Below are 22,553 nucleotides of genomic sequence, written 5' to 3'. Positions count from 1 at the left end.
GAGCCTCGGCCCAAGAGCAGGCCCCATAACAACCGAGCCTCAGTCCAAGAGCCAAGCCCCCACAAAGCCGGGCCTCAGCTCATAAGTACGGACCTCTGCATGACGGCTACAGGCCGAGCCTGGCGAGGCCGGGCAGGTGCACGCGGGCCGCCGCGCGGGCGTCGGCCGCCGTGGGCTGCGCCCTGGCCGCCTCGGCCGCCGCACGGCACTGCTCCAGCGTGTGCGCGGCCAGCCCGGCGCGTACGCCGGCCAGCGCCGACGGCGCCATCGACAGCGACGACACCCCGAGCCCGGCCAGCACGCAGGCCAGCGCGGCGTCGGCGGCGGCCTCCCCGCACACGCCGCAGGGCTTGTCCGCGCGCCCGGCCGCGCCGGCGACCATGGCGACCAGATCGAGCAGCGCCGGCTGCCAGGGGTCGTGCAGGTCGCTGACGGCGCCGAGCCTGCGGTCGGCGGCGAAGGCGTACTGGCTGAGGTCGTTGGTGCCGATGGAGACGAAGTCGACCTGGGAGAGCACGTCAGCGGCGCGCAGCGCGGCCGACGGGATCTCGATCATCACGCCGACCTCCAGCAGCCCCTTGTCGGCGCACTCCCTGGCGAACCAGGTGGCCTCCTCGGCCGTGGCCACCATCGGGGCCATCACCTGCAGCTCCGGCGCGGCCACCGCGGCCAGGGCGCTGAGCTGGACATCCATCACCTCGGGCGCGCGCTTGAACAGGCGCAGCCCGCGCTCGCCCAGCGCCGGGTTCTGCTCGGGCGGCACGGTCAGGAACGGCAGCGGCTTGTCCGCGCCGCCGTCGAGCATGCGCACCACCACCTTGCCGCCGGGGAAGGCGTCGAGCGCCGCGCGGTAGGCGCGTACCTGCTCGTCAAGCGAAGGGGGCTCGGCGCGGTCGAGGAAGAGGAACTCGGTGCGGTACAGGCCGATGCCCTCGGCGCCCGCGGCGAGCGCGGCGTCGATCTCGGCGGGGCCGCCGATGTTGGCGAGCAGCGGCACGGGATGGCCGTCGGCGGTCGCTCCCGGACCGGTCCACGACGCGAGCGCGGCCTGCCGGGCGGTCGCGGCACCGACCGCGTCGGCCACGTCGGCGTCGGCGGGCGAGACGCGGACCTCGCCGGAGGTGCCGTCCACCATGACCTGGACGCCCGGCTGGATGCGGGTGGCGCCCTGGCAGGCCACGACCGCGGGCACGCCGATCGACCTGGCCATGATGGCGGTGTGGCTGGTGGGGCCGCCCTCCTCGGTGACGAACGCGACCACGTCGTCCCTGGAAAGCAGCGCGGTGTCGGCGGGTGCGAGGTCCTTGGCGACCAGCACGTACGGCTCCTCGGGTGCGACCGGCAGCCCCGGCAGCGCCTGCCCGTAGAGCAGCGCGATCACGCGATCCCTGATGTCGCGCACGTCGGCGGCGCGCTCGCCCAGGTATCCGCCGGATCCGGCGAGCACGTCCTGGTACTTCGAGAACGCCTCGAAGACCGCTCTGGGGGCGGCGAGTCCGCGGTCGATGAGCGAGCGCACCTTGACGACCAACCCGGGGTCCTCGGCCATCAGCGCCTGGGCCTTGAGTATCTCCCCTGCCTCGCCGCCCGCCTGGTTGCCGCGGGCTTCGAGCTCGCCCGCGACCTGCTGGAGCGCGACCATGGCACGCTCCTTCTCCTGCTCCGCCTCACCGGTGTAGGTGGCGCCCTCGGGGGGTTCGGGCACAGAGACGGTCAGCACGAAAGAGGGTCCGTGCCCGATGCCCGGGCTGACCCCCACCCCCCGCAGGTTCATGGCGTGCCGGCGATCGCGGCCAGCTCGTCGAGGACCTCTTCCGAGCCCTCGCCCTCCGCGGAGATCACCACGGTCTCGCCCTGACGGACGTCGAGCGCCATGATGGCGAGGATGCTCTTGCCGTTGACCGGCCCGCCACCGTGCGCCTTCTCGACCGTGATGTCCATCGGGGCCTGCTTGGCCCGCTGCACGAACGTCGCCGCGGGACGGGCGTGCAGCCCTACCTCAGCCGCCACGGTGACCTTGCGTTGCCCCATTTTCGTGCTCCTCCTTCTGTGCCGGTCCAGACCAGCCGGACCTTCGTACGATCGCCACCAAAACGGACGACCGACAATATTGTGACGGCTCACACGAGCCCACCCGACTACCGTTGATGCCACCCTGGACACCTCTTATTCCCCGATAGCCGCGAAACTGCCCACTAGGGCGCAAACCACGCTCAATCCCACTCGAAGAGCTGGTCCCCCGCGTGCACCGCTCCCTGCGTGACCTCCGTGACGGCGCCGGACAGCGCGTCGAGCGCGACGACCGGGCAGACCGGGGAACGGCCGCCCGCCTCGATGACCGAGGGGTCCCAGGCCACCACGGGCTGACCGGCCGCGACCCGGTCGCCCTCCGACGCCAGCAGCTCGAAGCCCTCCCCCTTGAGCTGTACGGTGTCGATGCCCAGGTGCACGAGCACGCCCTTCCCGTCATCGCCGACGATGACGTACGCGTGCGGATGAAGTTTCATGATTTTTCCGGCGATAGGGGCCACGGCCTCGCCCGGCCCCCTGAGCGGGTCGATCGCCGCCCCCGGGCCGACCATGCCCGCCGAGAACACCGGGTCGGGCACGGCTGCCAGCCCCACGGCCTCCCCCTCGACCGGGGCGAGAACAGTCGTCATGATCTCGCCCTTAGCCGATGGCGTCCTCGATGTCGCTGGCTATCGTGTCCGCCTCCGGCCCGACGACGACCTGCACCACGTTGCCCGTGGCCATGACGCCGTGCGCGCCTGCGGCCTTCAGCGCCGCCTGATCGACCTTCGAGGCGTCGTGCACCTCCGTGCGCAGGCGGGTGATGCACGGCTCGATGTCGATGATGTTGCCGGCGCCGCCCAGCGCGGCGATGATCGCGTTCACGTCCGCCGCCATCAGGTCCTCCCTAGGGTCGGCTCTCTGACCAGGCTAGATCAGTCGGTCTGGGTGACCTTGTTCAGGCCGCGCGGCGCGTCGGGGTCGATGCCGAGCCGGCGGGCCAGCGCCTCGGTGAGCAGCTGCCCCGGCACGATCAGGCCCATCGGGGCCACCCACTCGGGCAGGTCGGGGCCGTTCAGGCTGGCCGTGCCCGCCCGCGACAGCGCGTCGCCGCCGCCGATCGTGTACGCGGCCGCCCCCGCCGCGACCACCCGCTCGGCCAGCGCCACCGTGCCCTGAAGCGTCGGGCTGTTCTCGGAGGCCACCAGCAGCGCCGGAGTGTCGGCGTCCACGACCGCGATCGGGCCGTGCAGCAGGTCGGCGTACGACAGGCCCATGGCGTGCAGGTAGCAGGCCTCCTTGAGCTTCAGCGCGGTCTCCAGCGCCGTGGAGAACGCCATCCCGCGCCCCGAGACGACCACGCCCTGCTTGTCCAGCAGCCCCTCGACCACGGCCTCCAGGTCGCCGGGCTCCGCGATGAGCTTCTCCACCGCCTCGGGCACCCGCCGCAGGTCGTCCACGTCCACGTCCGCGCCCAGCCCGATCGCCAGCACGGCCAGCGCGGCGAGCTGCGTCGTGTACGTCTTCGTCGCCGGCACCGCCTTCTCCTCGCCGGCCACCGTGCACAGGGCCACGTCGGCGGCCTGCGCGAGCGGGCTCTGCTCGCCGCCGTTGGTCACGGCCACGGTCTTGGCGCCGCAGTCCTTGGCCCACGCCAGTGTCTCGACGATCTCCTCGGTACGTCCCGACTGCGAGATCGCGACGGCCAGCACGCCATCGAGGTCGAGCTTGCGCTTGTACGTGGTCGCGATCGACGGGGCGGCCAGCGCCGCGAGGCGGCCCGCGTGCGCCTCGATGAGGTAGCGCCCGTACACTGCGGCGTTGTCAGAGGTGCCGCGCGCGATGAAGAGCAACTGGCGGGTCTGCTCGCCGAGTGCGCCGATCTCGCCGGCCTTGGGGAGCAGGGAGTCCAGTGTGTCCCGCAGCGCCGTCGGCTGCTCGGCGATCTCGCTGCGCATTCTCGTGGTCATCTCGCGCTCATCCCTCAACTCATGCGGTGTTCAGACTTGCCGTCATACGCGACTTATGGTGGTCTAGTCCGGACTAGACCAGTACGAACCATAGCCCATGGCCTTGGCGGAGACGAGGGGAGGATCCGTGGCGCGCATCGATCCGGACAGCCCGGTGCCCAAATACTTCCAGCTTCGCGAGATCCTGCTGGACCTCATCGACAGCGATGAGCTCAGCATCGGTGCGGCCATCCCGTCCGAGCGCGAGCTCTGCCAGCGGTTCGGGCTGTCCAGGATGACCGTACGCCAGGCCGTCGACCACCTCGTCTCCGAGGGCAGGCTGCACCGGGTGCCCGGCAAGGGCACGTTCGTGGCCCGGCCGAAGATCGAGCTGGCCCTGCAGCTCACCTCGTTCACCGAGGACATGCGGGCGCGCGGCATGGTCCCAGGCTCGCGCGACCTCGACCGCCGCGTGGTGCGCGCCAGCGCCCACCTGGCCAAGGAGCTGGGCATCCAGCCGGGCGAAGAGGTGCACTTCATCGAGCGGCTGCGGACGGCCGACGGGGAGCCGCTGTCCATCGAACGCGCCCACATCCCGGTCAAGCTCGCACCGGACCTGGCAGACTACGACCTGTCAGATAAATCACTCTACGAGCTGCTGGAGCGCCGCTACGGACTCGTCATGGACGCCGGAGAGCTGACCATCGACGGCGGCCTGGCCGATCCCAGCGACGCCGACCTGCTGAAGCTGCCCAGGGGCGGCGCCGTCCTGCTGCTGCAGCGCCGGTCGTTCTCCGGCGGGGTCTGCGCCGAGCTGGGCGTGTCCACCTACCGCGCCGACCGCTACCAGCTGCGCACCTCCCTGGAGATGCCGGCCCGCCGGGGCTGACCCGAGCCCGCCCCGCGCGAGCCTCCGAGACCGGGTTCGCCGCGTTCGTACGACCCCCCAGCCCCGGCAGAGACGCCTCCGGAGGAACGACCGGTGAACGAGACCACCGCCGCCCGGCCCTCGCCGTTCGCCCGCACGATGAGCGTGCTCCAGCGCCTGGGCCGCTCGCTGATGCTGCCCATCGCCGCCCTGCCCGCCTCCGCTCTGCTGCAGCGCTTCGGCCAGCCCGACATGCTCGGCTCCAACGGCCCCGCGCCCGGCGGCCTGGCCGACGTGGCGGGGCTGGCCTGGGTGAGCCGGGTGGCCGAGGTGCTGGAGGCCGCGGGCGCCGCGCTGTTCGAGAACCTGCCGCTGCTGTTCGCCGTGGGCGTCGCCATCGGGTTCGCCCGCAAGTCCGACGGCTCCACCGCGCTCGCCGCCGTCGTCGGCTACCTCGTCTTCGACCGGGTGACGAAGGTGATGTTCGCCGGCTCGGACATCAGGGAGACCGTGCTCATCCGCGAGGTCCAGCCCGACGGCATCAAAGAGATGATCAACTACGGGCTGCAGAACCCCACCAGGGTGCTCGGCGGCATCGTCATCGGCCTGCTCGCGGCCCTGCTGTGGCAGCGCTTCCACCGCGTCAAGCTGCCCGCGTGGCTCGCGTTCTTCGGCGGGCGGCGCTTCGTACCGATCATCACCTCCATCGCGGCGCTGCTCATCGGCGTGCTCTTCGGCTGGCTGTGGCCGGTCATCGGCGAGTGGATCCGGCACGCCGGCGAGGCGCTGGCCTCCGTCGGCCCTCTTGGCACCGGCTTCTACGGCCTGATCAACCGCCTGCTCATCCCCCTCGGCCTGCACCACTTCGCCAACTCCGTCGTCTGGTACGTCGTGCCGCAGTGCGAGGTGAACGGCCGCGTGCTCGGCGGCGACTGGAACTGCTACTTCGGCGGCGACCCGCACTCCGGCGAGTTCATGGCCGGTTTCTTCCCCATCATGATGTTCGCCCTGCCGGCCGCCGCGCTCGCCATGTGGCGGGCCGCGCCCGAGCACCGGCGCGCCCGCGTGGGCGGCATCATGCTGACGGCGGCGCTCGCCTCGTTCGTGACCGGCATCACCGAGCCGATCGAGTTCGCGTTCATCTTCGTCGCGCCGCTGCTGCTGGTCGTGCACGCGGTGCTCACCGGCGTGGCGATGGCGGTGACCACGCTGATCGGCGGGCAGCTCGGCTTCGGCTTCTCCGCCGGGCTGCTCGATCTGCTGCTGAACGCCAGCAAGTCGAACACCGAGAACTTACCGGGCATCCTGGCGATCGGTGCGGTCTACGGCGTGCTGTACTACGTCGTGTTCACGTTCCTCATCCGCCGGCTGAACATCCAGACGCCGGGCCGTGAGCCCGAGCCCGACGTGGACGCGGGCGAAAGCTGACCGGCGCTCCCTCACACCTGACACGGTCACCCGCGCCTGACACGGTCACCGTCGCCTGACACCGTCTCCCACGCCCATCGCCGCCACCCACGCCTTGGGGACGGTTTCCCGCACCCATCACCGTCACCCGTGCCTGGGGACGGTTTCCCGCACCCGCCACCAGGGCAGGAAATCGGCGATCCCCCGTGACACGAGCCGGGCGCGCGGCGGCCGGCTCGGGAAGAGGGGTGATCGACGGCCGTGCCGCCCGCCTGGTCGTCCGCGGCGTTCGCCGTGCTGCAGCGCATCGGCCGCTCGCTCATGATGCCCATCGCGGTCCTGCCGGCCGCGGGGCTGCTGTTCCGCTTCGGCCAGGACGACCTGCTCGGCGTGGACGGGCTCGGCGGCACGCTCCCCTGGCTCCTGCCGGTGGCCGGGGTGCTCGCGGCGGCCGGAGGCGCACTGTTCGAGAACCTGCCGCTGCTGTTCGCCGTCGGCGTGGCCATCGGGTTCGCCCGCAAGTCCGACGGCTCCACCGCGCTGGCGGCGCTGGTCGGCTACCTGGTGTTCGACCGGGTGACCAAGACCCTGTTCTTCGAGGCCGGGCACGGCGCCGTCTACACCAAGGTCGCCGTGACCCTGCGCGACGGCTCCCCCACGCTCGACCTGGGCGCCCAGAACCCGACCGGCGTGCTGGGCGGCATCGTCATCGGCATCACGGCCGCGCTGCTCTGGCAGCGCTTCTACCGCGTCAAGCCGCCGCCCTGGCTGGCCTTCTTCGGCGGGCGGCGGGCCGTTCCGATCATCACCGCCGTCGCCGCGCTGCTCATCGGCGTCGCGTTCGGCCTGCTGTGGCGGCCGATCGGCGACTGGCTTTCGAACGTCGGCGACTGGCTGTCGGCCCACGGAACGGCCGGCACCGGCATCTACGGCGTCGCGAACCGCCTGCTCATCCCCGTCGGCCTGCACCACTTCCTCAACACCATCGTCTGGTTCACCCTCCCCGAGTGCCGGGCGGGCGTGAACGGCGCCACCAGGGACGCCTCCGGCGATCTCAACTGCTACTTCGCCGGTGAGCAGGGCGCCGGGATCTTCATGACGGGCTTCTTCCCCGTCATGATGTTCGGCCTGCTGGGCGCGGCCATCGCGATGTGGCGGGCCGCACCGCCGCCCCGGCGCAAGGCGGTCGGCGGCATCATGCTCTCGGCCGGGCTGACGGCGTTCGTCACCGGCATCACCGAGCCGCTGGAGTTCGCCTTCATCTTCGTCGCGCCCGTGCTGTTCGTCCTGCACGCGCTGCTCACGGGCCTGTCGATGGCGCTGATGGCCGAGCTGGGCGCGCGGCTCGGCTTCACGTTCTCGGGCGGTGCCATCGACATGGCGCTGAACGCCACCAAGTCCAACACCCACGGCCTGCCGCTGATCCTGGCGTTCGGGGCCGCGTACTTCGTGCTCTACTACGTCGTCTTCACCGTCCTGATCCGCCGCCTCAACCTGCCGACCCCGGGCCGAGAACCAGACACTGACTCACAGAAGGACACGAAAGCCCCCTCCTAATCAATTCAAGACACCCGAAATCACCGCTTCGCCCTGCCCAAAACCGCTCATGACGACCCCGGGACCACTCCAACTCGGGACCGACTTCCGCCGCATCAGCGGACATACCGCCACCCCACCCGCCGAAGTTGGTGGCGGTTGTATTGCTCGGCCGGACCGAAAACTCCTAGAAGCGTTTCCTTCTCTCCCCCATGAAACGGAGGTTCGCCATGGCCCTCGACTCCACCGCCGCAGCCTCGTACGACGAGGGCCACCGCACCCACGGATCCCTGGCGCTCGACCGCCCTCCGATGGTGTGGGGCCCCGCCGGAGCTCCGCCCGACGAACGCAGGCTGCGCCACCTCGCCCAGGCCCTGGCCGAGGTGCTGGCCGGCCGCCGCCCGGCCACGACCGTGGCCGACCGGCTCATCGCCCGCGCCTACCGCGACCTGGTGCGCATGGGCCGCATGTACCACGGCAACCGCCCGCCGTTCGCGGGCCGCGTCCACCTGACCGAGCCGTGCGACGGCGCCATCGAGATGTGCACGCTCATCCACTGCTGCGACCGCGACCACGTCCTCGCCCTGCGCCTGGAACGACGCGGCGCCCACTGGCTCTGCACCGCCGTCGAAACCGCCTGAACCGGCACGACAGGACGAACTCCGGCGAGAACAGCACGAACCACAGCGAGACCGCCACGAACGCCAGCAAGGACAGGACGAACTCCGGTGAGACACCACGAACACCGGCAAGGACAAGACGAACTCCGGTGAGACCACCACGAACACCGGTGAGACCACCACGAACACCGGTGGGAACAGCACGAACCCCCGCCCTCACACGAGAGCGGGGGCCCAGCGAGAACGATGCGGCTACGGCCGTGGCGACCAGAAGACCGCCACGGCCGGGACCGCAGTCTCTGCCTGCCTCAGGCGGCGTTCTTCGGGTCGCCGTGGCAGCGCTTGTACTTCTTGCCCGAGCCGCAGGGGCAGGGCGCGTTGCGCTCGACGTTGCCGTACGCCGCGCGCTCGGCCGCAGTGGTGCGCACCTTGACGTGCTCCACGTCGCCCTGCTCGCCGGGCGCGGTGTATTCGAGCTCCGCCGGACGCTGCGGCCCGCGCGCGATGATCGAGCGGGTCTCCGCGATGGCGGCGTCCTCTTCCTCGACGATCGGGTTTTCCTGCACCTCGACCTCGAGGTTGAACAGGAAGCCGACAGAGTCCTCCTTGATGCCCTCGAGCATCGCGGTGAACATCTCGTAGCCCTCGCGGGCGTACTCGATCTTCGGGTCCTTCTGCGCGTAGGCCCGCATGCCGATGCCCTCGCGCAGGTAGTCCATCTCGTAGAGGTGCTCGCGCCACTTGCGGTCGAGGACGGACAGGATGACCCGGCGCTCGAGGTCGCGCATGGTCTCGGCGCCGAACTCCTGCTCACGCCGGTCGTAGGCGGCCAGCGCGTCGGCCTTGACCCGCTCGCTGATCAGCTCGGGGGTCAGCTCCTCGCGGCCGCCGGCCTCCTCGACGAGGTCCTCGATGCGGACCGTGATCGGGTAGAGCTCGCCGAACGCCTTCCACAGCTTGTCGAGGTCCCACTCCTCGGCGAAGCCCTCGGAGGTGGCGCCCTGGACGTAGCCGTCGATGACCTCTTCGATGAAGCCCCGCACCTGCTGCTGCAGGTCGGCGCCCTCAAGCACGCGACGGCGCTCGGCGTAGATCACCTTGCGCTGGCGGTCCATGACCTCGTCGTACTTGAGAACGTCCTTGCGGATCTCGAAGTTCTGCTGCTCGACCTGGTGCTGAGCGGAGGCGATGGCCTTGGAGACGATGCCGGACTCGATCGGCTGGTCGTCGGGGATATTGAGCCGCGTCATGATCATCTCGACCCTGGCCGAGTTGAACAGACGCATGAGGTCGTCGCCCAGCGACAGGTAGAAGCGCGACTCGCCCGGGTCGCCCTGACGGCCGGACCGACCGCGCAGCTGGTTGTCGATGCGGCGCGACTCGTGGCGCTCGGTGCCGAGGACGTAGAGGCCGCCGAGCGCGACCACCTCGTCGTGCTCGGCCTTGACCGCCGCACGCGCCTTCTCCAGCGCCTCGGGGTAGGCCTTCTCGTACTCCTCCGGCGTCTCGACCGGGTCGAGCCCGCGCTGGCGCAGCTCCTGGTCGGCGCGGAACTCGGAGTTGCCGCCGAGCATGATGTCGGTGCCTCGACCGGCCATGTTGGTGGCGACGGTCACGGCGCCCTTGCGGCCCGCCTCGGCGATGATCGCGGCCTCACGCGCGTGGTTCTTCGCGTTGAGCACCTCGTGCGGCACGCCGCGCCGCTTGAGCGCCCGCGACAGCCGCTCGGACTTCTCGACCGAGGTGGTGCCGACCAGCACCGGCTGGCCCTTCTTGTGGCGCTCGGCGATGTCCTCGACCACCGCGGCGAACTTGGCGTCCTCGGTCTTGTAGACGACGTCCGGCTGGTCCTTGCGGATCATCGGCCGGTTGGTCGGGATCGGGACGACGCCCAGCTTGTACGTCTGGTGGAACTCGTTGGCCTCGGTGGTCGCCGTACCGGTCATGCCGGCCAGCTTCTCGTAGAGGCGGAAGTAGTTCTGGAGGGTGACCGTGGCGAGAGTCTGGTTCTCGTCCTTGATCTTCACGCCCTCTTTGGCCTCGATGGCCTGGTGCATGCCCTCGTTGTAGCGGCGGCCGTGCAGGATGCGGCCGGTGAACTCGTCGACGATCAGCACCTCGCCGTCGGCGACGATGTAGTCCTTGTCCTTCTTGAACAGCTCTTTCGCCTTGAGCGCGTTGTTCAGGAAGCCGACCAGGTGGGTGTGCTCCGGCTTGTAGAGGTTGTCGATGCCGAGCCAGTCCTCGACCTTCGCGACGCCCGACTCCAGGATGCCGACCGTGCGCTTCTTCTCGTCGACGATGTAGTCGCCGGTGCTCTCCTCGCCGGGGTTCTTCGCCTCGACGCCCCTGCGCAGGCGGGGCACGATCTTGGCGAACTCCTGGTACCACTTGCCCGACTGCTCGCCCGGACCCGAGATGATCAGCGGGGTGCGGGCCTCGTCGATGAGGATCGAGTCGACCTCGTCGACGATGGCGAAGAAGTGGCCGCGCTGCACGCACTCGTCCAGCGACCAGGCCATGTTGTCGCGCAGGTAGTCGAAGCCGAACTCGTTGTTGGTGCCGTACGTGATGTCGGCCTGGTACTGCTTGCGCCGCTCATCGGGCTGCTGGCCCGCGACGATGCAGCCCACCTCGAGGCCGAGGAAGCGGTGGACACGGCCCATCGTCTCGGCGTCGCGCTTGGCCAGATAGTCGTTGACGGTGACGACGTGGACGCCCTTGCCTGCGATCGCATTGAGGTAAGACGGCAGCGTACAGGTCAGCGTCTTGCCCTCACCGGTCTTCATCTCGGAGATGTTGCCCATGTGAAGGTTGGCGCCGCCCATGATCTGAACGTCATAGGGCCGCTGCCCGAGCACGCGGCGAGCCGCCTCGCGCACGGTAGCGAAAGCCTCAGGCAGGAGGTCATCGAGGCTTTCGCCGTCAGCGTGACGCTGGCGGAACTCGTCCGTCAGCGCACGCAACTCCGCGTCGGACAGGCTCGTGAAGTCGTCCTCGATGGAGTTGACCTGGTCTGCGATCCGCTTGAGCTTGCGCAGGATCTTGCCTTCGCCGGCACGTAGGATCTTGTCGAGAATGGCTGCCACTTTATGTAAAGCTCCTCGCAGGTCTACCCCGGCGGCGCCGCCAGGAGGAGAGGCCGAGACAAACTTCCCCGCCTGCCATCGTAGGCGGTCTCGCAACCAGACACAGCCACCGTGCCGACGAGGGCACCGAACCGGTCTGGGAGAATGAAGGGAAGGCAGAGGGTATGCCGGTGGAGAGCCGGCTCGCACCAATTGCGGGATTTCCGGCAAAGGAAGGATTAGTCATGGTTGAGGGGAAGAAGTCGGAGCAAACCGAGCATCTCGGCAGCCACGCCGGGCGCGCGTCTTCGTGGCTCGCGGTGGTCGTGATGCTGGTGGGAACGGTCGTGGCCGGCTTCGGACTCACGGCCTCGAACTGGACGATCGTGTGGATCGGCGCCGGTGTGTTCGTCGTCGGCGGAATCCTCGCCCTCGTCTTCGACATCTTCACCGACGTCGTGATCGACGCGCCCCGGGTGGGGATGCGCGCCGAGGATCATCGCTGACCCCAGGCTTCGCACGGCGGGCGCCCGAACACCGGGCCGCCCGCCGTTTCATATCCAGATCTTTGCGACTACGCCCGGGCGTGTCCCACCCCCACATTCCCCCTCGAACACCCACATTCCGCCCCGTCTTGTAGCGCTCACCGAACGTCCATCAGAAGATCTTCGACGCGCTCCGCGGGCCAGGCATGAAATCCGTCGCCGGATCACACGCCGGCAGCACTCAACGGACCCGCACCAGGCCGTCGATGGGGACGGCACGCCTTGTGAGCGAACCGGCCACACCGGCCAGGCGACCCACGAAAACGCTCACCAAATGAGCACGCGCAGCCTTCGTGCTCGGAACCACCGGCTGCACAGGACAGGGCGGCACCTGCGCCCTTGAGCCGGGCACACATGCCGCGCGTCGGACGAGTCCGATCGTCACCCGGCCCGCCCCGACGCGGACGTTGCCCGGCAAGCCGATACCACCCACCCTCACCCGGACACTGCCCAGCAACCCGAAACCACCCACCCTCACCCGGACACTGCCCGGTAAGGCGAACCCAGCCGCACCGACGGCCACTCCGCCACACCGAACCGCCCGACGAGCACCTCGCCACACCAAACCGCCCGACGCCGACGACCGGCCATCACGTGATCACCGTCGATGTCCTTCATTCGGTTCGTCTGGCCGGTTTGCTCGGCCGGCGGTTTTGTCGGTGGACGTCGCTAGATTGCTCGCATGCATCGCCGTACGGACTCGCAGATATGAGCGACGTCACCGACCTCACCCCCGACGAGGCCCGCCGCATCATCCTCCGCGCGCAGGGCCTCATCGGCGCCGATGCCCGCAAAGGCGGGGTGCACGCCATGCTCCGCAGGCTCGGCGCCGTGCAGCTCGACACCATCTCGGTCCTCGCCCGCTCCCACGAGCTGGTCGCCTACGCCCGGCTCGGCGCGATCGGCAGGGCCGCGGTCGAGCGCGCCTACTGGCACGACCCGGCGCTCAGCTTCGAATACTGGTGCCACGCCGCCTGCCTGCTGCCCATCGAGCACTGGCCGCTCTACTCGTTCCGGCGCCGGGCCTTCCGCGAGCGACGTTATCGCTGGCACGAGGTCCCCGACGGCGTCGAGAAGCTGCTCGACCAGGCCCGCGAGTCCGGCCCGCTGACCACGTCCGACGTGGGCGGCGCCAAGAACGGCGGCCCCTGGTGGGACTGGTCCGACTCCAAGATCGGCCTGGAGTGGCTGCTCGACATCGGCGAGCTGGTCTGCACCCGCCGCGTCGGCTGGCGCCGCGTCTACGACCTGGCCGAGCGCGCTGTTCCGCCGGAGCTGCTGGCCGAGGAGCCGACCGACGAGGAGTGCATCACCCGCCTGGCCGGCATCGCCGGTCGCAGTCTCGGCGTGGCCAACCGTACCGACCTCACCGACTTCCTGCGCCTCAAGGGCCGCTACGCCGAAATCCTCGACGAGGCCCTGCTCAGCGGCGCGGCCGGCCTGGTGCCGGTGACGGTCACCGGCTGGCCGGGCAAGCGTGGACGCCCCAACGCCTGGGCCGACCCGGCCGCCCTGGCCGCCGAGCCGCGCGGGCGCCACCGCACCACGCTGGTGTCGCCGTTCGACTCCCTCATCTGGCATCGGGGGCGCACCGAGCGGGTGTTCGGCTTCACGTACACGCTCGAGCTGTACGTCCCCAAGCACAAGCGCGTCCACGGCTACTTCACGATGCCCGTGCTGGCGGGCGGCCGCCTGATCGGGCGGGTCGACCCGGCCCGCGAGGGCTCGACCCTGGTGGCCCGGCAGCTCAGCCTGGAGCCCGGCCTCTCGGCCGCCAAGTGGGCCGACGCCATGCGCGAGGCCCTGTGGTCCGCGGCCTCGTGGGTCGGCTGCGACAACGTACGCGTCGAACGCGCCAACCCTCCGGAGCTCCTGCCCATCCTCAACACACGGCCCGACGGGGCGTAACCCGCAGCGAACTCGGCTCCCCTGGGTTCGTCCTCAGCACGCGCGCTGGGGACGAACGCGCTTGAGCCCCATGGCCCCGCCCAGCATGTGAGCGGGGCCGTGGGCCGGCAGTACGAACCGCCGCGCGCAGGGAGCTCACGCACCCGCCAGCTCACAAGACCGACGGCTCACGAGACCGGCCGCGCACCACAGACTGACCGCGAAAACCACACCACACACCACGCATCACACCCGACCGCAAGACCCGAGAACCGCTGGAGCCAACACCACTGCCCACGGCCGCCCACCGGTTCGCCGGGGCGGGGCTGCCCGTCGCGCAGGACGGTGCCGTCGCAAGACCTGCCCACTCACCAAGCCCAGGCATCAGGAGACCAGTCCAACGCGAAGGGCGAATACCTGCGGGTCCATCACGCAGGCAGACCGGTTCGCCGAACCTCACAGCGCCACAGCGCGCAGCAAGACCATAGTCCGCACCAAGCGGGCCAGCCCACACGACTGGCGACTGACAGGGCGGGCAGCAGGGTGAGCCGGGGCGGGGCGGGAGTGCCGGCCCAGCACGAGCAACACCCGCGAACCACCGAAATCACCGACCTACAACCCCAGACAAGGCGGGCGATGCCGGCCCAGCACGAGCAACACCCGCGAACCACCGAAATCACCGACCTACAACCCCAGACAAGGCGGGCGATGCCGGCCCAGCACGGGCAGCACCCGCGAGCCACTGGAATCACCGACCTACAACCCCAGGCAAGGCGGGGGATGCCGGCCGAGCACGGGCAGCACCTGCGAGCCGCTGGGATCACCGACCTGCTGCGCCAGGCGGGGCGGGAGTGTCGGCCCGGGCGGGGCGGGGGGTGTCGGCCCGGGTGGGGGGTGGGGGTGTTGGCTGGGCGGGGTGGGGGTGTTGGCTGGGGGATCCCGGGATCGGCGGCGCGCGCGACCATCCGTGACGCTGTTCGGGGGTCAGGTGATTTCGAGCATGCGCTCCCGTACCGCGTAGACCACGGCCTCCATCCGCGAGTGCAGCTGCAGCTTGTCGAGGATGTTGCGGACGTGGTTCTTCACCGTGTTCTCGGAGATGAACAGTTGCTTGGCGATCTCCCGGTTGTTCATGCCTTTGGCGACGAGCCGCAGCACCTCCATCTCCCGGTCGGTCAGGCGGGGGACGGGCAGCTGGGGCGGACGTTCTGCCTCCTTGCGGCTCATGTTGGCGAACTCGCTGATCAGCTTGGCCGCCATCGCCGGGTTGATTAACGACTGGCCTTCGTGCACGCCCCGCACCGCGGCGGGGACGTCGTTGATCTGCACGTCTTTGAGCAGGTAACCGGTGGCTCCCGCCTTGATGGCCTCGAAGAGATCCTCTTCCTCGTCGCTCACCGTCAGCATGATGATGCGGGTGCTCGGGACGGAGGCCTTGATGCCTTTCGTCGCCTCGATCCCGTCCTGCTTGGGCATGCGCACGTCCATGAGCGCGACGTCGGGCATGAGGCGATCGGCCAGTTCGACCGCCTCCTGCCCGTCGCTCGCCTCGCCGACCACCTCGATGTCGGGCTCCGCGGCCAACGCCAGTGCCAGGCTCCGCCTGATCAGCTCGTGGTCGTCCACGATCAGCACGCGGATGGGTTCGCTCGACTGTGTGCGGGTCTCGCCAGACTCGGTCACGAGGCCTCCCTGATCCGCCTCGTGCCTGACTTTCCCTCGTTTCGCTCGCTCACCTGCGCCTGACTGAGCTCGCTCACGTCTCCTCCTCGTCGGGGGGCCAGAGCCGTTGAACCGCCATGATGGCACGTAACCCGCGGTTCTCGGGTGGTCGAGAAGATCTTTTAGCGTGTGATCAGGGCTCTACGAGCCGCAGCACGCCGTAGTTGTACCCACGTCTGTTGTAGACGACCGACGGCAGCCCGCTCTCCTTGTCACGGAACAGGTAGAAGTCGTGGCCGACCAGCTCCATTTCGAGTAGGGCCTGGTCGATGGTCATGGGTTCGGCTTTGTGGAACTTCTCCCGGACGATGAGCGGCCCCTCGCCGTCCATCTCGATCGGGACGATGTCGTCGTACTGCTGGTCGTTCTCCTGCCGCCGCTCGTCCTCTGCGGCTTCGGCCTGCCGGGGGACGGCGGTCTGGGTGCTCGGCTCCGGCTCAAGGGCGCCGGGCAGCGTTCTGGTGATCTCCGCCACGGAGGGCGGGCAGTGGTTGCCGTGATGGACCTTGCGCCGGTCGGCGAGCCTCCTCAGGCGGCCTTCCAGCTTGTCGAGGGCGAGGTCGAGGGCGGCGAACCGGTCGTCGGCCGAGGCTTCTGCACGGATTGTGGGTCCTCGCGAGTGGATGGTGAGCTCGACGCGCTCTCGCTGGCCGGCGAGACGCGGGTTGCGTTCCTTCGACACCTCCACATCGACCCGGATGAGTTTGTTGTCCAGACGTTCGATCCTGGCCAGCTTGGTCGTCACGTGGTCGCGGAACCGATCACTCACTCCTGTGTGCCGGCCCTTGACGATGATGTCCATGCAACAGCCCCCCTTCGTCTAACGACTGAGCAAGAGCGCCCGACGACAGGTGCGCCGGACCGGGTGCACTGTCTGCCTTTCTCTCACCGTTCCCCTCTTCCGACGGAGCGTCACCGGGATCTCGGAGGGCACCCGCCCGGCCGACCTGGTCTTCGACCCCACATCCGCCTGCTGAGGGTCTCGCAGCGCTGTCGCCACTACTGCCCTTCTCTTCTGACGGGGGACATCTGGACCCCCGGGAAGGCAGGACTTACCCCTAAGCCGCACCGTGATCGGTCGACAAAGAGTCGCCTTACGTGGACCGTTTTGCCTGCGGCTGGCATCGGCTAGCAGAGCCGGGGACCCCGACCCTGCGCAACCACGGACCCGAACGGGTGCCATGTCAGAACGCTATCCGCATCCAGCACGAATGTCAGCCGGAGGGTTGGCCGAAGGATCACTTTCCGTGATTTCCCCTGGGTGGGTAAGCGCTCGCCGATGTCCGCTTCAACCGGTCCGCAACCCTTATGGGGACGTGACTCCCGTACGCCCGACCCGGGGCACAGTGGTGACAGGACAGAGACATGTGGCCTCCTGGGCATATTGATGAAAATGATCTTTCTAACGGACGGTGACCGTAATAAAGGTCAAGATCTTCGGTAAGTCAGGCGTGTCGCGGCCACGGTCACCGCGAGTGGCGCCCTCACGCCGGCCGCCCGCAGCGCCCTCGCGGCCTCCGCGAGCGTCGCGCCGGTCGTGACGATGTCGTCCACGAGCAGCGCACAGGGCCCTGGAGGCGTTTTCACGGCTTGGGGCACCTGGAGTGAGCCTGCGAGATTTTCGGCTCTCTCAGTGCCGCTCAGGCCCGCCTGGTCGGTCACCATGCGTGCCTGCTCGAGCCCCAGCCACAGCTCCGCGCCCAGCCCGAGCCCCCGCAGCCGGTCCGCGACCAGCGCCGCCAGCCGCCCCACGGGGTCGTGCCCCCTCCCCCTGCGCATCCTGCGTGAGCTGGGCACGGGCACCACCGCGAACCTCTCCGGCGGCCGCCACCGCCCGAACGCCGCCGCCGCTGCACGCCTCTCCGGCAGAGGCCACCCGAAGGCCGCCGCGCGCCTCTCCGGAGACCACCGCCCGAACGCCGCCGCGTGCCTCTCCGGAGGCGGCCACCACCCGAACGCCGTCAACGCCGCCAGCGTGACCGCCTCCGTCAGCGCCCCGGCCACCGCCACCGCGCCCCGCTCCTTGTAGGCCAGGATGAGGCGGCGCACCGAGCCGGTGTACGGCGCCGCCGACCAGCAGTCGGGCAGGCCGGGCGGGGCCGGGTCGGGCATGCGCCGCGCAGGCGCGGCGGTGAGCGCTGCGTGGCAGCCGGCGCAACACGACGCCCCCTTCGCCCCGCACCCCACACAGGCGGCGGGCAACACCAGATCGAGTACGGCGGTCAGCACGCGCCCCAGCATGCCGCCCGCCACCGACAATTCCGCCCCACGGCCGAGGGCCCCGGGCAAATGCCCTTTGTGTCCTCTACCTGCCCGCGGTGCCGGGCTCGGTCCTTCACGTCTTCGGCGGTGACGGGCATGGCCCTCACCGTCCCCAGGCGATGGCGGGCATGGTCCTCAACCCCTCAGCGGTGCCGACTCGGCCCTCAGCCTCCTCAGCGGTGCCAGGCGTGGTCCTCAACCTCCTCAGCGGTGCCAGGCGTGGTCCTCAACCTCCTCGGCCGTGACGGGCATGGTCCTCAACGCCCACAGCGGTGACAGGCTCGGCTCTCAACGTCCTCAGCGGTGCCGAACTTGCTCCCCAGTGACCTGGACAGCGACGGGCTCGGCCCTTCGTGCTCTCGCATGGTGCCGGGCCGAGGCTTGGGCGGTGGCGGTCGTGGTCCTTGCCTTGGGCCGCGGCCGGGCCGGGCGCCGGCGGATCGCTCAGCCCAGGGGGAAGAGGGGATCGCCGGCGGCCGACTCCAGTTTGGCGGTCCAGGTCTGGCGGTCCTGGTTGAGCTCCAGGATCTTGCCGTCGCCGCCGCTCCCCACCCCGGCCAGGATGCGGTCGTTCAGGGCGGCAAGCGAGGACACGCGGTCCTTCAAGGGCACGCCGCTGGTCTGCCCGTCCCCCACGTTGATCTCGTTCAGTATCTGCCCGGCCTTGCTCTTCACGAGCACGAGCAGCCGCAGGTCATCTGCCCAGGCCACGTCGATGATCTCGTCGCTGCCCTCCGTGGTGGTCAGCGACTGCAGGTTGCCGAGCCGGACGCCGCGGCCCTCGCCGATCAGCGCCCCGATCTGCACGGTCTCGTTGTCGATGGTGACGACGACGCGCACGCCGTCCCTGGCGATGCGCAGGCCGGTGATGTTCAGGCCGACGAACTGCTTGGGCGTGGCGACGCGCTGGGGGCCGCCGCTGCCGTTGGGGTCGTAGCGCAGCAGGGCCTGGTTGTCGCGGTCGTACGTCCATAGCGTGCCGTCGCGCCGCCAGGTCGGCGGGGTGAGGTGCTTGCCCTGGATGACCTCCTGCCAGCCCCCGTCCTGGCCGATCTTGGCGATGGAGACGCCGGTGGAGGTGCGGGCGGCGACGTAGATGCCGTTGCCGTTGTCCTTGGAGACGGCGAAGTGGTCGTAGCCGTCGCGCTGCTCGCCCGCCGCGCCGGCGACGGCGCCGGCCGCGCCGTCCTGGCCGAGGTAGTGCAGGGCGCCGTTGTCCACGTAGTAGGCGCGTTCGCCGCCGTCGCCGAGCCAGCTGTCCTCGGTGCCCGGCCGGTCGGTGATGTACGGCTCGCCGTCCACCTGGACCTCGATGATGCGGCCCTTGGCGATCTCGTTGTTGTTGAGGCTGTGGCGGATCTGGGCGCGCAGGGCGTCCTCGGCGCTGAGGTCGAGCACGTCGAAGTCGCCCCGGAGGTTGATGACGACGCGTTCCTCGCCGGAGCGGATGGACTCGATGGCGCTGCCGGCCGGGAAGCCCGTGGTGACGGCGCCGCGCAGCGCCTCCGTCGGCGGCTCGAGCAGGCGCTTGAGCACGGTCTCGGCGTACGTCTCGGTGGTCTTGAGCCGCAGCCGCACTCGGTCGACGACGAGCCGCGACTGGCCGTCGAGTGCCAGGTAGTAGAGGTTGGTCGGCCGGTACGAGCGGGCCACGTCGGCGGCGGTCAGCAGCAGCCCCTGCGGCAGGCTGTTGACGCGGTAGCCGCCGCCCGGCTCTCTGACCAGCTCGAAGTCCTGCGACCACGGCCCGGCGGTCGGCTTGTACGAGTCGTCCTCGCTGATCTGCGCGACCCACCGGCCCTTGACCGTGATCTTCATGGAGGGCTCGGTGCCGTCCATGGATGCGGGCGGTATGACCTCGTACAGGTCCTCGATCACGGTCACCGGCCCGGACGCGCTCCACTTCTGCCGCGCCTGGGGCGTCAGGTACTGCTGGAGCACGGCCGGGTCCTCGGGGTAGGCCGCCATGGCGGCCTGCAGCCCCCTGAACGTCTCGATGGGCCCCCAGGACCGCTGCGGCCCGATGGCGATCATGCGCTGGAACGGCTTGGTCAGCGGGTCGCCCGCGCCTTCGTCGTTCACCGTGTACGGCGCGCTCGGCGGGATGACCGTGCACCCGGAGCCCGCGAGCATCGCGAGGATCGCGATCAGGGCCGTCACGACGAGCCGGCTAGTCCTCCTCATGGGCGCCCCCGTCTGCCGTGGCGGGGAGGAGGACGGGCGTCATGGAGGTGCGCCACGTGCGCCGCATCTCGATCTCGGGCGGCACCAGCGACAGCGGCGAGCCCTTGAGGTCGGCGCCCGCGACGCGCGGCAGCGTGAGCCGGAACTGCGAGCCCTCGCCGGGCTGGCCCCACGCCTGGAGCCAGCCGCCGTGCAGGGTGGCGTCCTCGCGGGAGATGGCCAGGCCGAGCCCGGTGCCGCCGATGGTGCGCGCCCGCGAGGGGTCGGCCCGCCAGAACCGGTCGAACACCAGCGTCTCCTCGCCTGGCTTGAGTCCGATGCCGTGGTCGCGTACGGCGACGGCGACGGCGTCGCGGTCGGCGCCGACGGTGACCACGATGTCGCGGCCCTCGCCGTGCTCGATGGCGTTGAACAGCAGGTTGCGCAGGATGCGCTCGACCCGTCGGTTGTCGATCTCGGCCATGCAGGGTTCGTTGGGCAGCCGCAGCTCGAAGCGGGTGGAGTGGCGCTCGGCCAGCGCCTCGGAGTCGCCGATGGCGCGCAGCACGACGTCGCGGATGTCGACGGAGTCGAGGTCGAGTGTGGCGGCGCCGGCGTCGTAGCGGCTGATCTCCAGCAGGTCGGCCAGCATCGACTCGAAGCGTTCGAGCTGGGCCTGCATCAGCTCGGCCGAGCGCGCGACCATGGGGTCGAAGTCCTCGCGGGCGTCGTAGAGCAGGTCGGCCGCCATGCGGACGGTGGTGAGCGGGGTGCGCAGCTCGTGGGAGACGTCGGAGACGAACTGCCGCTGCACCTGGGACAGCTCTTCGAGCTGGTGGATCTTGAGCGCGAGGTTGGCGGCCATCTCGTTGAACGAGTTCGCGAGCCGGGCGAGGTCGTCCTCGCCGCGCACCTTGAGCCGCTCGTCCAGCTTGCCCGCGGCGAGGCGCTCGGCGGCCTGGCGGGCCAGCCGTACGGGGGTGACGACCTGCCTGGCCACCAGGTACGCGATGGCGGCGAGCAGCAGCACCAGCCCGAGCCCCACCACGACGATGGCCAGCCGGACGTTGGAGAGCATCTCTTCTTCCTCGGTCATCGGGAAGAAGTGATAGACCTCGTAGTTGCGCCCGTCGGGCTGGTGCACGGCGCCGACCACGACGAACGTGAGCCGCGGCTGGCTCTCGCCGGAGAACTTGATCGTCTGGATCGACGCGACGGTCTTGTCGAAGCGGCCGTTCTTGATGTTGCGCCGCAGGCTCTGCTTGAGCTGCTCGGGCACGTTCGCGGGCACGACGTTGCCGGACGCCCGCGACTCGCCGGGGGTCGTCAGGTTGAGTATCAGCACGTCGTAGCGCTTGCCCGAGCCGTCTTCGCCGGTGCCTGCGACGGTGTTCATGACCTCGTCGAGCCGGTTGACCACGCCCTGTTTGCCGGAGTCGGCGGTCTGCGTCTCGTCGTCGGTCTCCGGGGCCAGCGCGTCGGCGATCTGCAGGCGGTCGGTGAACGCCTCGTTGGTGGCCGACTGGGTGCTGCTGTTGATGACCGACTGGTAGATCTGGCCGTACAGGAAGGTGCCGAGCACCACCACGACGATCATCGAGATCACCAGCGTGCTGGTGACCACCTGGAGCTGGAGCGAGCGCCGCCAGATGCTCCGCGTCCTGCCCGCCGCACGACGGACCCTCCGGCGGACGCCGCCAAGAATCTGGCGGAGCGTCCGTCGGCGGGTCTTACGTCTCGTCGTCGGGGGCATGGCGGGGTGGAACGAGGATCAGGCCGGGCCGGCCTTGTAGCCGACGCCGCGTACCGTCACGACGATCTCGGGGTGCTCGGGGTCCTTTTCGATCTTGGCCCTGAGCCGCTGCACGTGGACGTTCACCAGCCGCGTGTCGGCGGCGTGGCGGTAGCCCCACACCTGCTCGAGCAGCACCTCACGGGTGAAGACCTGGCGCGGCTTGCGGGCCAGGGCCACCAGCAGGTCGAACTCCAGCGGCGTGAGGTTGATGGTCTCGTCGCCTCGCTTGACCGAGTGGCCGGCGACGTCGATGGTGATGTCGCCGATCTGCAGGATCTCGGGGGTGGGCTCGTCCGTACGGCGCAGCCGCGCCCGCACCCTGGCGACCAGTTCCTTCGGCTTGAACGGCTTGACGATGTAGTCGTCGGCACCCGACTCGAGGCCGAGCACGACGTCGATCGTGTCGCTCTTCGCCGTGAGCATGACGATCGGGACCCCCGACTCAGCCCTGATCCTGCGCGCGACATCGATGCCGTCGGCTCCCGGCAGCATCAGGTCGAGCAGGACCAGGTCCGGGCGTGTATCCCGGAACGCGTCGAGGGCCTTGTCGCCATCGGAGACAAAAGACGGCTCGAAGCCTTCCCCTCGCAGCACGATCCCCAGCATCTCGGCGAGAGCGGCGTCGTCGTCAACGACCAGCACGCGACCTTTCATGGCCCCTCATTCGTTCTACGCATTGTGGGACATACCCGCACGATCGCTGAAGGTTACCCTTGGTCGG

Annotated in this window: 18 protein-coding genes; 6 read left to right on the top strand and 12 right to left on the bottom strand. The window is 69.8% G+C overall.

Going from position 1 to position 22,553, the window contains the following annotated elements; all coding sequences use genetic code 11:
- Positions 1-106: 106 nt before the first annotated feature.
- The 5 genes from ptsP to ACFMQL_RS19515 form a co-directional block, all read right to left on the bottom strand.
- Complete coding sequence (gene ptsP / locus ACFMQL_RS19535) at positions 107-1,774, bottom strand: phosphoenolpyruvate--protein phosphotransferase (RefSeq protein WP_364060247.1); 1,668 nt, start codon at positions 1,772-1,774, stop codon at positions 107-109.
- Positions 1,771-2,031, bottom strand: coding sequence for an HPr family phosphocarrier protein (locus ACFMQL_RS19530; RefSeq protein ID WP_364060243.1), 261 nt, complete (start codon positions 2,029-2,031; stop codon positions 1,771-1,773). Before ACFMQL_RS19530 ends, ptsP begins: the two co-directional genes overlap by 4 nt.
- Before the next feature lie 182 nt (positions 2,032-2,213).
- Complete coding sequence (locus ACFMQL_RS19525) at positions 2,214-2,660, bottom strand: PTS glucose transporter subunit IIA (protein WP_364060240.1); 447 nt, start codon at positions 2,658-2,660, stop codon at positions 2,214-2,216.
- A 10-nt stretch (positions 2,661-2,670) separates the two neighbouring features.
- Complete coding sequence (locus ACFMQL_RS19520; RefSeq protein WP_364060237.1) at positions 2,671-2,907, bottom strand: PTS glucose/sucrose transporter subunit IIB; 237 nt, start codon at positions 2,905-2,907, stop codon at positions 2,671-2,673.
- Positions 2,908-2,945: 38 nt separating this feature from the next.
- Complete coding sequence (locus ACFMQL_RS19515) at positions 2,946-3,980, bottom strand: SIS domain-containing protein (protein ID WP_364060234.1); 1,035 nt, start codon at positions 3,978-3,980, stop codon at positions 2,946-2,948.
- A gap of 127 nt (positions 3,981-4,107) precedes the next feature.
- On the opposite strand from ACFMQL_RS19515, the gene ACFMQL_RS19510 reads away from it, so the two are divergent.
- The 4 genes from ACFMQL_RS19510 to ACFMQL_RS19495 all read left to right on the top strand — a co-directional run bounded on the left by ACFMQL_RS19510 (position 4,108) and on the right by ACFMQL_RS19495 (position 8,411).
- The gene (locus tag ACFMQL_RS19510) at positions 4,108-4,848 is read left to right on the top strand and encodes a GntR family transcriptional regulator (protein ID WP_364060231.1); all 741 of its coding nucleotides are present in this window, start codon (positions 4,108-4,110) and stop codon (positions 4,846-4,848) included.
- A 93-nt stretch (positions 4,849-4,941) separates the two neighbouring features.
- Positions 4,942-6,255 (top strand): PTS transporter subunit EIIC, encoded by a 1,314-nt coding sequence (locus ACFMQL_RS19505; RefSeq protein ID WP_364060228.1) that lies wholly within the window; start codon positions 4,942-4,944, stop codon positions 6,253-6,255.
- A 300-nt stretch (positions 6,256-6,555) separates the two neighbouring features.
- Positions 6,556-7,791, top strand: coding sequence for a PTS transporter subunit EIIC (locus tag ACFMQL_RS19500; protein WP_378790181.1), 1,236 nt, complete (start codon positions 6,556-6,558; stop codon positions 7,789-7,791).
- Between the two features lie 191 nt (positions 7,792-7,982).
- Complete coding sequence (locus ACFMQL_RS19495) at positions 7,983-8,411, top strand: Rv3235 family protein (RefSeq protein ID WP_378786364.1); 429 nt, start codon at positions 7,983-7,985, stop codon at positions 8,409-8,411.
- A 287-nt stretch (positions 8,412-8,698) separates the two neighbouring features.
- Here the strand turns inward: ACFMQL_RS19495 and secA are convergent, their stop codons facing one another.
- On the bottom strand, positions 8,699-11,479 hold the full coding sequence (secA, locus tag ACFMQL_RS19490) for a preprotein translocase subunit SecA (RefSeq protein ID WP_378786362.1): 2,781 nt from the start codon (positions 11,477-11,479) through the stop codon (positions 8,699-8,701).
- Positions 11,480-11,703: 224 nt separating this feature from the next.
- Here secA and ACFMQL_RS19485 point away from each other — a divergent pair, with 224 nt between their 5' ends.
- Both ACFMQL_RS19485 and ACFMQL_RS19480 read left to right on the top strand, forming a co-directional pair.
- Positions 11,704-11,964, top strand: coding sequence for an HGxxPAAW family protein (locus tag ACFMQL_RS19485; RefSeq protein ID WP_364060218.1), 261 nt, complete (start codon positions 11,704-11,706; stop codon positions 11,962-11,964).
- A 747-nt stretch (positions 11,965-12,711) separates the two neighbouring features.
- Positions 12,712-13,911, top strand: coding sequence for a winged helix-turn-helix domain-containing protein (locus ACFMQL_RS19480; protein WP_378786360.1), 1,200 nt, complete (start codon positions 12,712-12,714; stop codon positions 13,909-13,911).
- Between the two features lie 963 nt (positions 13,912-14,874).
- On the opposite strand, the gene ACFMQL_RS19475 is transcribed toward ACFMQL_RS19480, so the two are convergent.
- The 6 genes from ACFMQL_RS19475 to mtrA all read right to left on the bottom strand — a co-directional run bounded on the left by ACFMQL_RS19475 (position 14,875) and on the right by mtrA (position 22,486).
- On the bottom strand, positions 14,875-15,573 hold the full coding sequence (locus ACFMQL_RS19475; RefSeq protein ID WP_364060212.1) for a response regulator transcription factor: 699 nt from the start codon (positions 15,571-15,573) through the stop codon (positions 14,875-14,877).
- 172 nt (positions 15,574-15,745) lie between these two features.
- The gene (gene hpf / locus ACFMQL_RS19470; protein WP_364060209.1) at positions 15,746-16,414 is read right to left on the bottom strand and encodes a ribosome hibernation-promoting factor, HPF/YfiA family; all 669 of its coding nucleotides are present in this window, start codon (positions 16,412-16,414) and stop codon (positions 15,746-15,748) included.
- Positions 16,415-17,040: 626 nt separating this feature from the next.
- On the bottom strand, positions 17,041-17,841 hold the full coding sequence (locus ACFMQL_RS19465; protein ID WP_364060206.1) for a ComF family protein: 801 nt from the start codon (positions 17,839-17,841) through the stop codon (positions 17,041-17,043).
- Between the two features lie 477 nt (positions 17,842-18,318).
- Complete coding sequence (locus ACFMQL_RS19460) at positions 18,319-20,034, bottom strand: LpqB family beta-propeller domain-containing protein (RefSeq protein WP_378786358.1); 1,716 nt, start codon at positions 20,032-20,034, stop codon at positions 18,319-18,321.
- A gap of 10 nt (positions 20,035-20,044) precedes the next feature.
- The gene (gene mtrB, locus ACFMQL_RS19455; RefSeq protein WP_378786356.1) at positions 20,045-21,790 is read right to left on the bottom strand and encodes an MtrAB system histidine kinase MtrB; all 1,746 of its coding nucleotides are present in this window, start codon (positions 21,788-21,790) and stop codon (positions 20,045-20,047) included.
- An 18-nt stretch (positions 21,791-21,808) separates the two neighbouring features.
- A complete protein-coding gene (mtrA, locus tag ACFMQL_RS19450) occupies positions 21,809-22,486 on the bottom strand; it encodes an MtrAB system response regulator MtrA (RefSeq protein WP_090763607.1) in 678 nt (225 codons plus the stop codon).
- Between the last annotated feature and the right edge of the window lie 67 nt (positions 22,487-22,553).

The organism is Nonomuraea fastidiosa, from assembly GCF_042751225.1.
GTDB lineage: Bacteria > Actinomycetota > Actinomycetes > Streptosporangiales > Streptosporangiaceae > Nonomuraea > Nonomuraea fastidiosa.
Note: the sequence above shows the minus strand (reverse complement) of the source record. Positions and strands in the feature narration are given on the sequence as shown.

Bases quoted from the DNA above. Each gene is read 5' to 3' on its own strand.
- ACFMQL_RS19515 (WP_364060234.1), bottom strand. From the start codon at position 3,980: ATGACCACGAGAATGCGCAGCGAGATCGCCGAGCAGCCGACGGCGCTG.
- ACFMQL_RS19500 (WP_378790181.1), top strand. From the start codon at position 6,556: ATGATGCCCATCGCGGTCCTGCCGGCCGCGGGGCTGCTGTTCCGCTTC.
- ACFMQL_RS19525 (WP_364060240.1), bottom strand. From the start codon at position 2,660: ATGACGACTGTTCTCGCCCCGGTCGAGGGGGAGGCCGTGGGGCTGGCA.
- ACFMQL_RS19530 (WP_364060243.1), bottom strand. From the start codon at position 2,031: ATGGGGCAACGCAAGGTCACCGTGGCGGCTGAGGTAGGGCTGCACGCC.
- mtrA (WP_090763607.1), bottom strand. From the start codon at position 22,486: ATGAAAGGTCGCGTGCTGGTCGTTGACGACGACGCCGCTCTCGCCGAG.
- mtrB (WP_378786356.1), bottom strand. From the start codon at position 21,790: ATGCCCCCGACGACGAGACGTAAGACCCGCCGACGGACGCTCCGCCAG.
- hpf (WP_364060209.1), bottom strand. From the start codon at position 16,414: ATGGACATCATCGTCAAGGGCCGGCACACAGGAGTGAGTGATCGGTTC.
- ACFMQL_RS19485 (WP_364060218.1), top strand. From the start codon at position 11,704: ATGGTTGAGGGGAAGAAGTCGGAGCAAACCGAGCATCTCGGCAGCCAC.
- ptsP (WP_364060247.1), bottom strand. From the start codon at position 1,774: ATGAACCTGCGGGGGGTGGGGGTCAGCCCGGGCATCGGGCACGGACCC.
- ACFMQL_RS19480 (WP_378786360.1), top strand. From the start codon at position 12,712: ATGAGCGACGTCACCGACCTCACCCCCGACGAGGCCCGCCGCATCATC.
- ACFMQL_RS19495 (WP_378786364.1), top strand. From the start codon at position 7,983: ATGAAACGGAGGTTCGCCATGGCCCTCGACTCCACCGCCGCAGCCTCG.
- ACFMQL_RS19520 (WP_364060237.1), bottom strand. From the start codon at position 2,907: ATGGCGGCGGACGTGAACGCGATCATCGCCGCGCTGGGCGGCGCCGGC.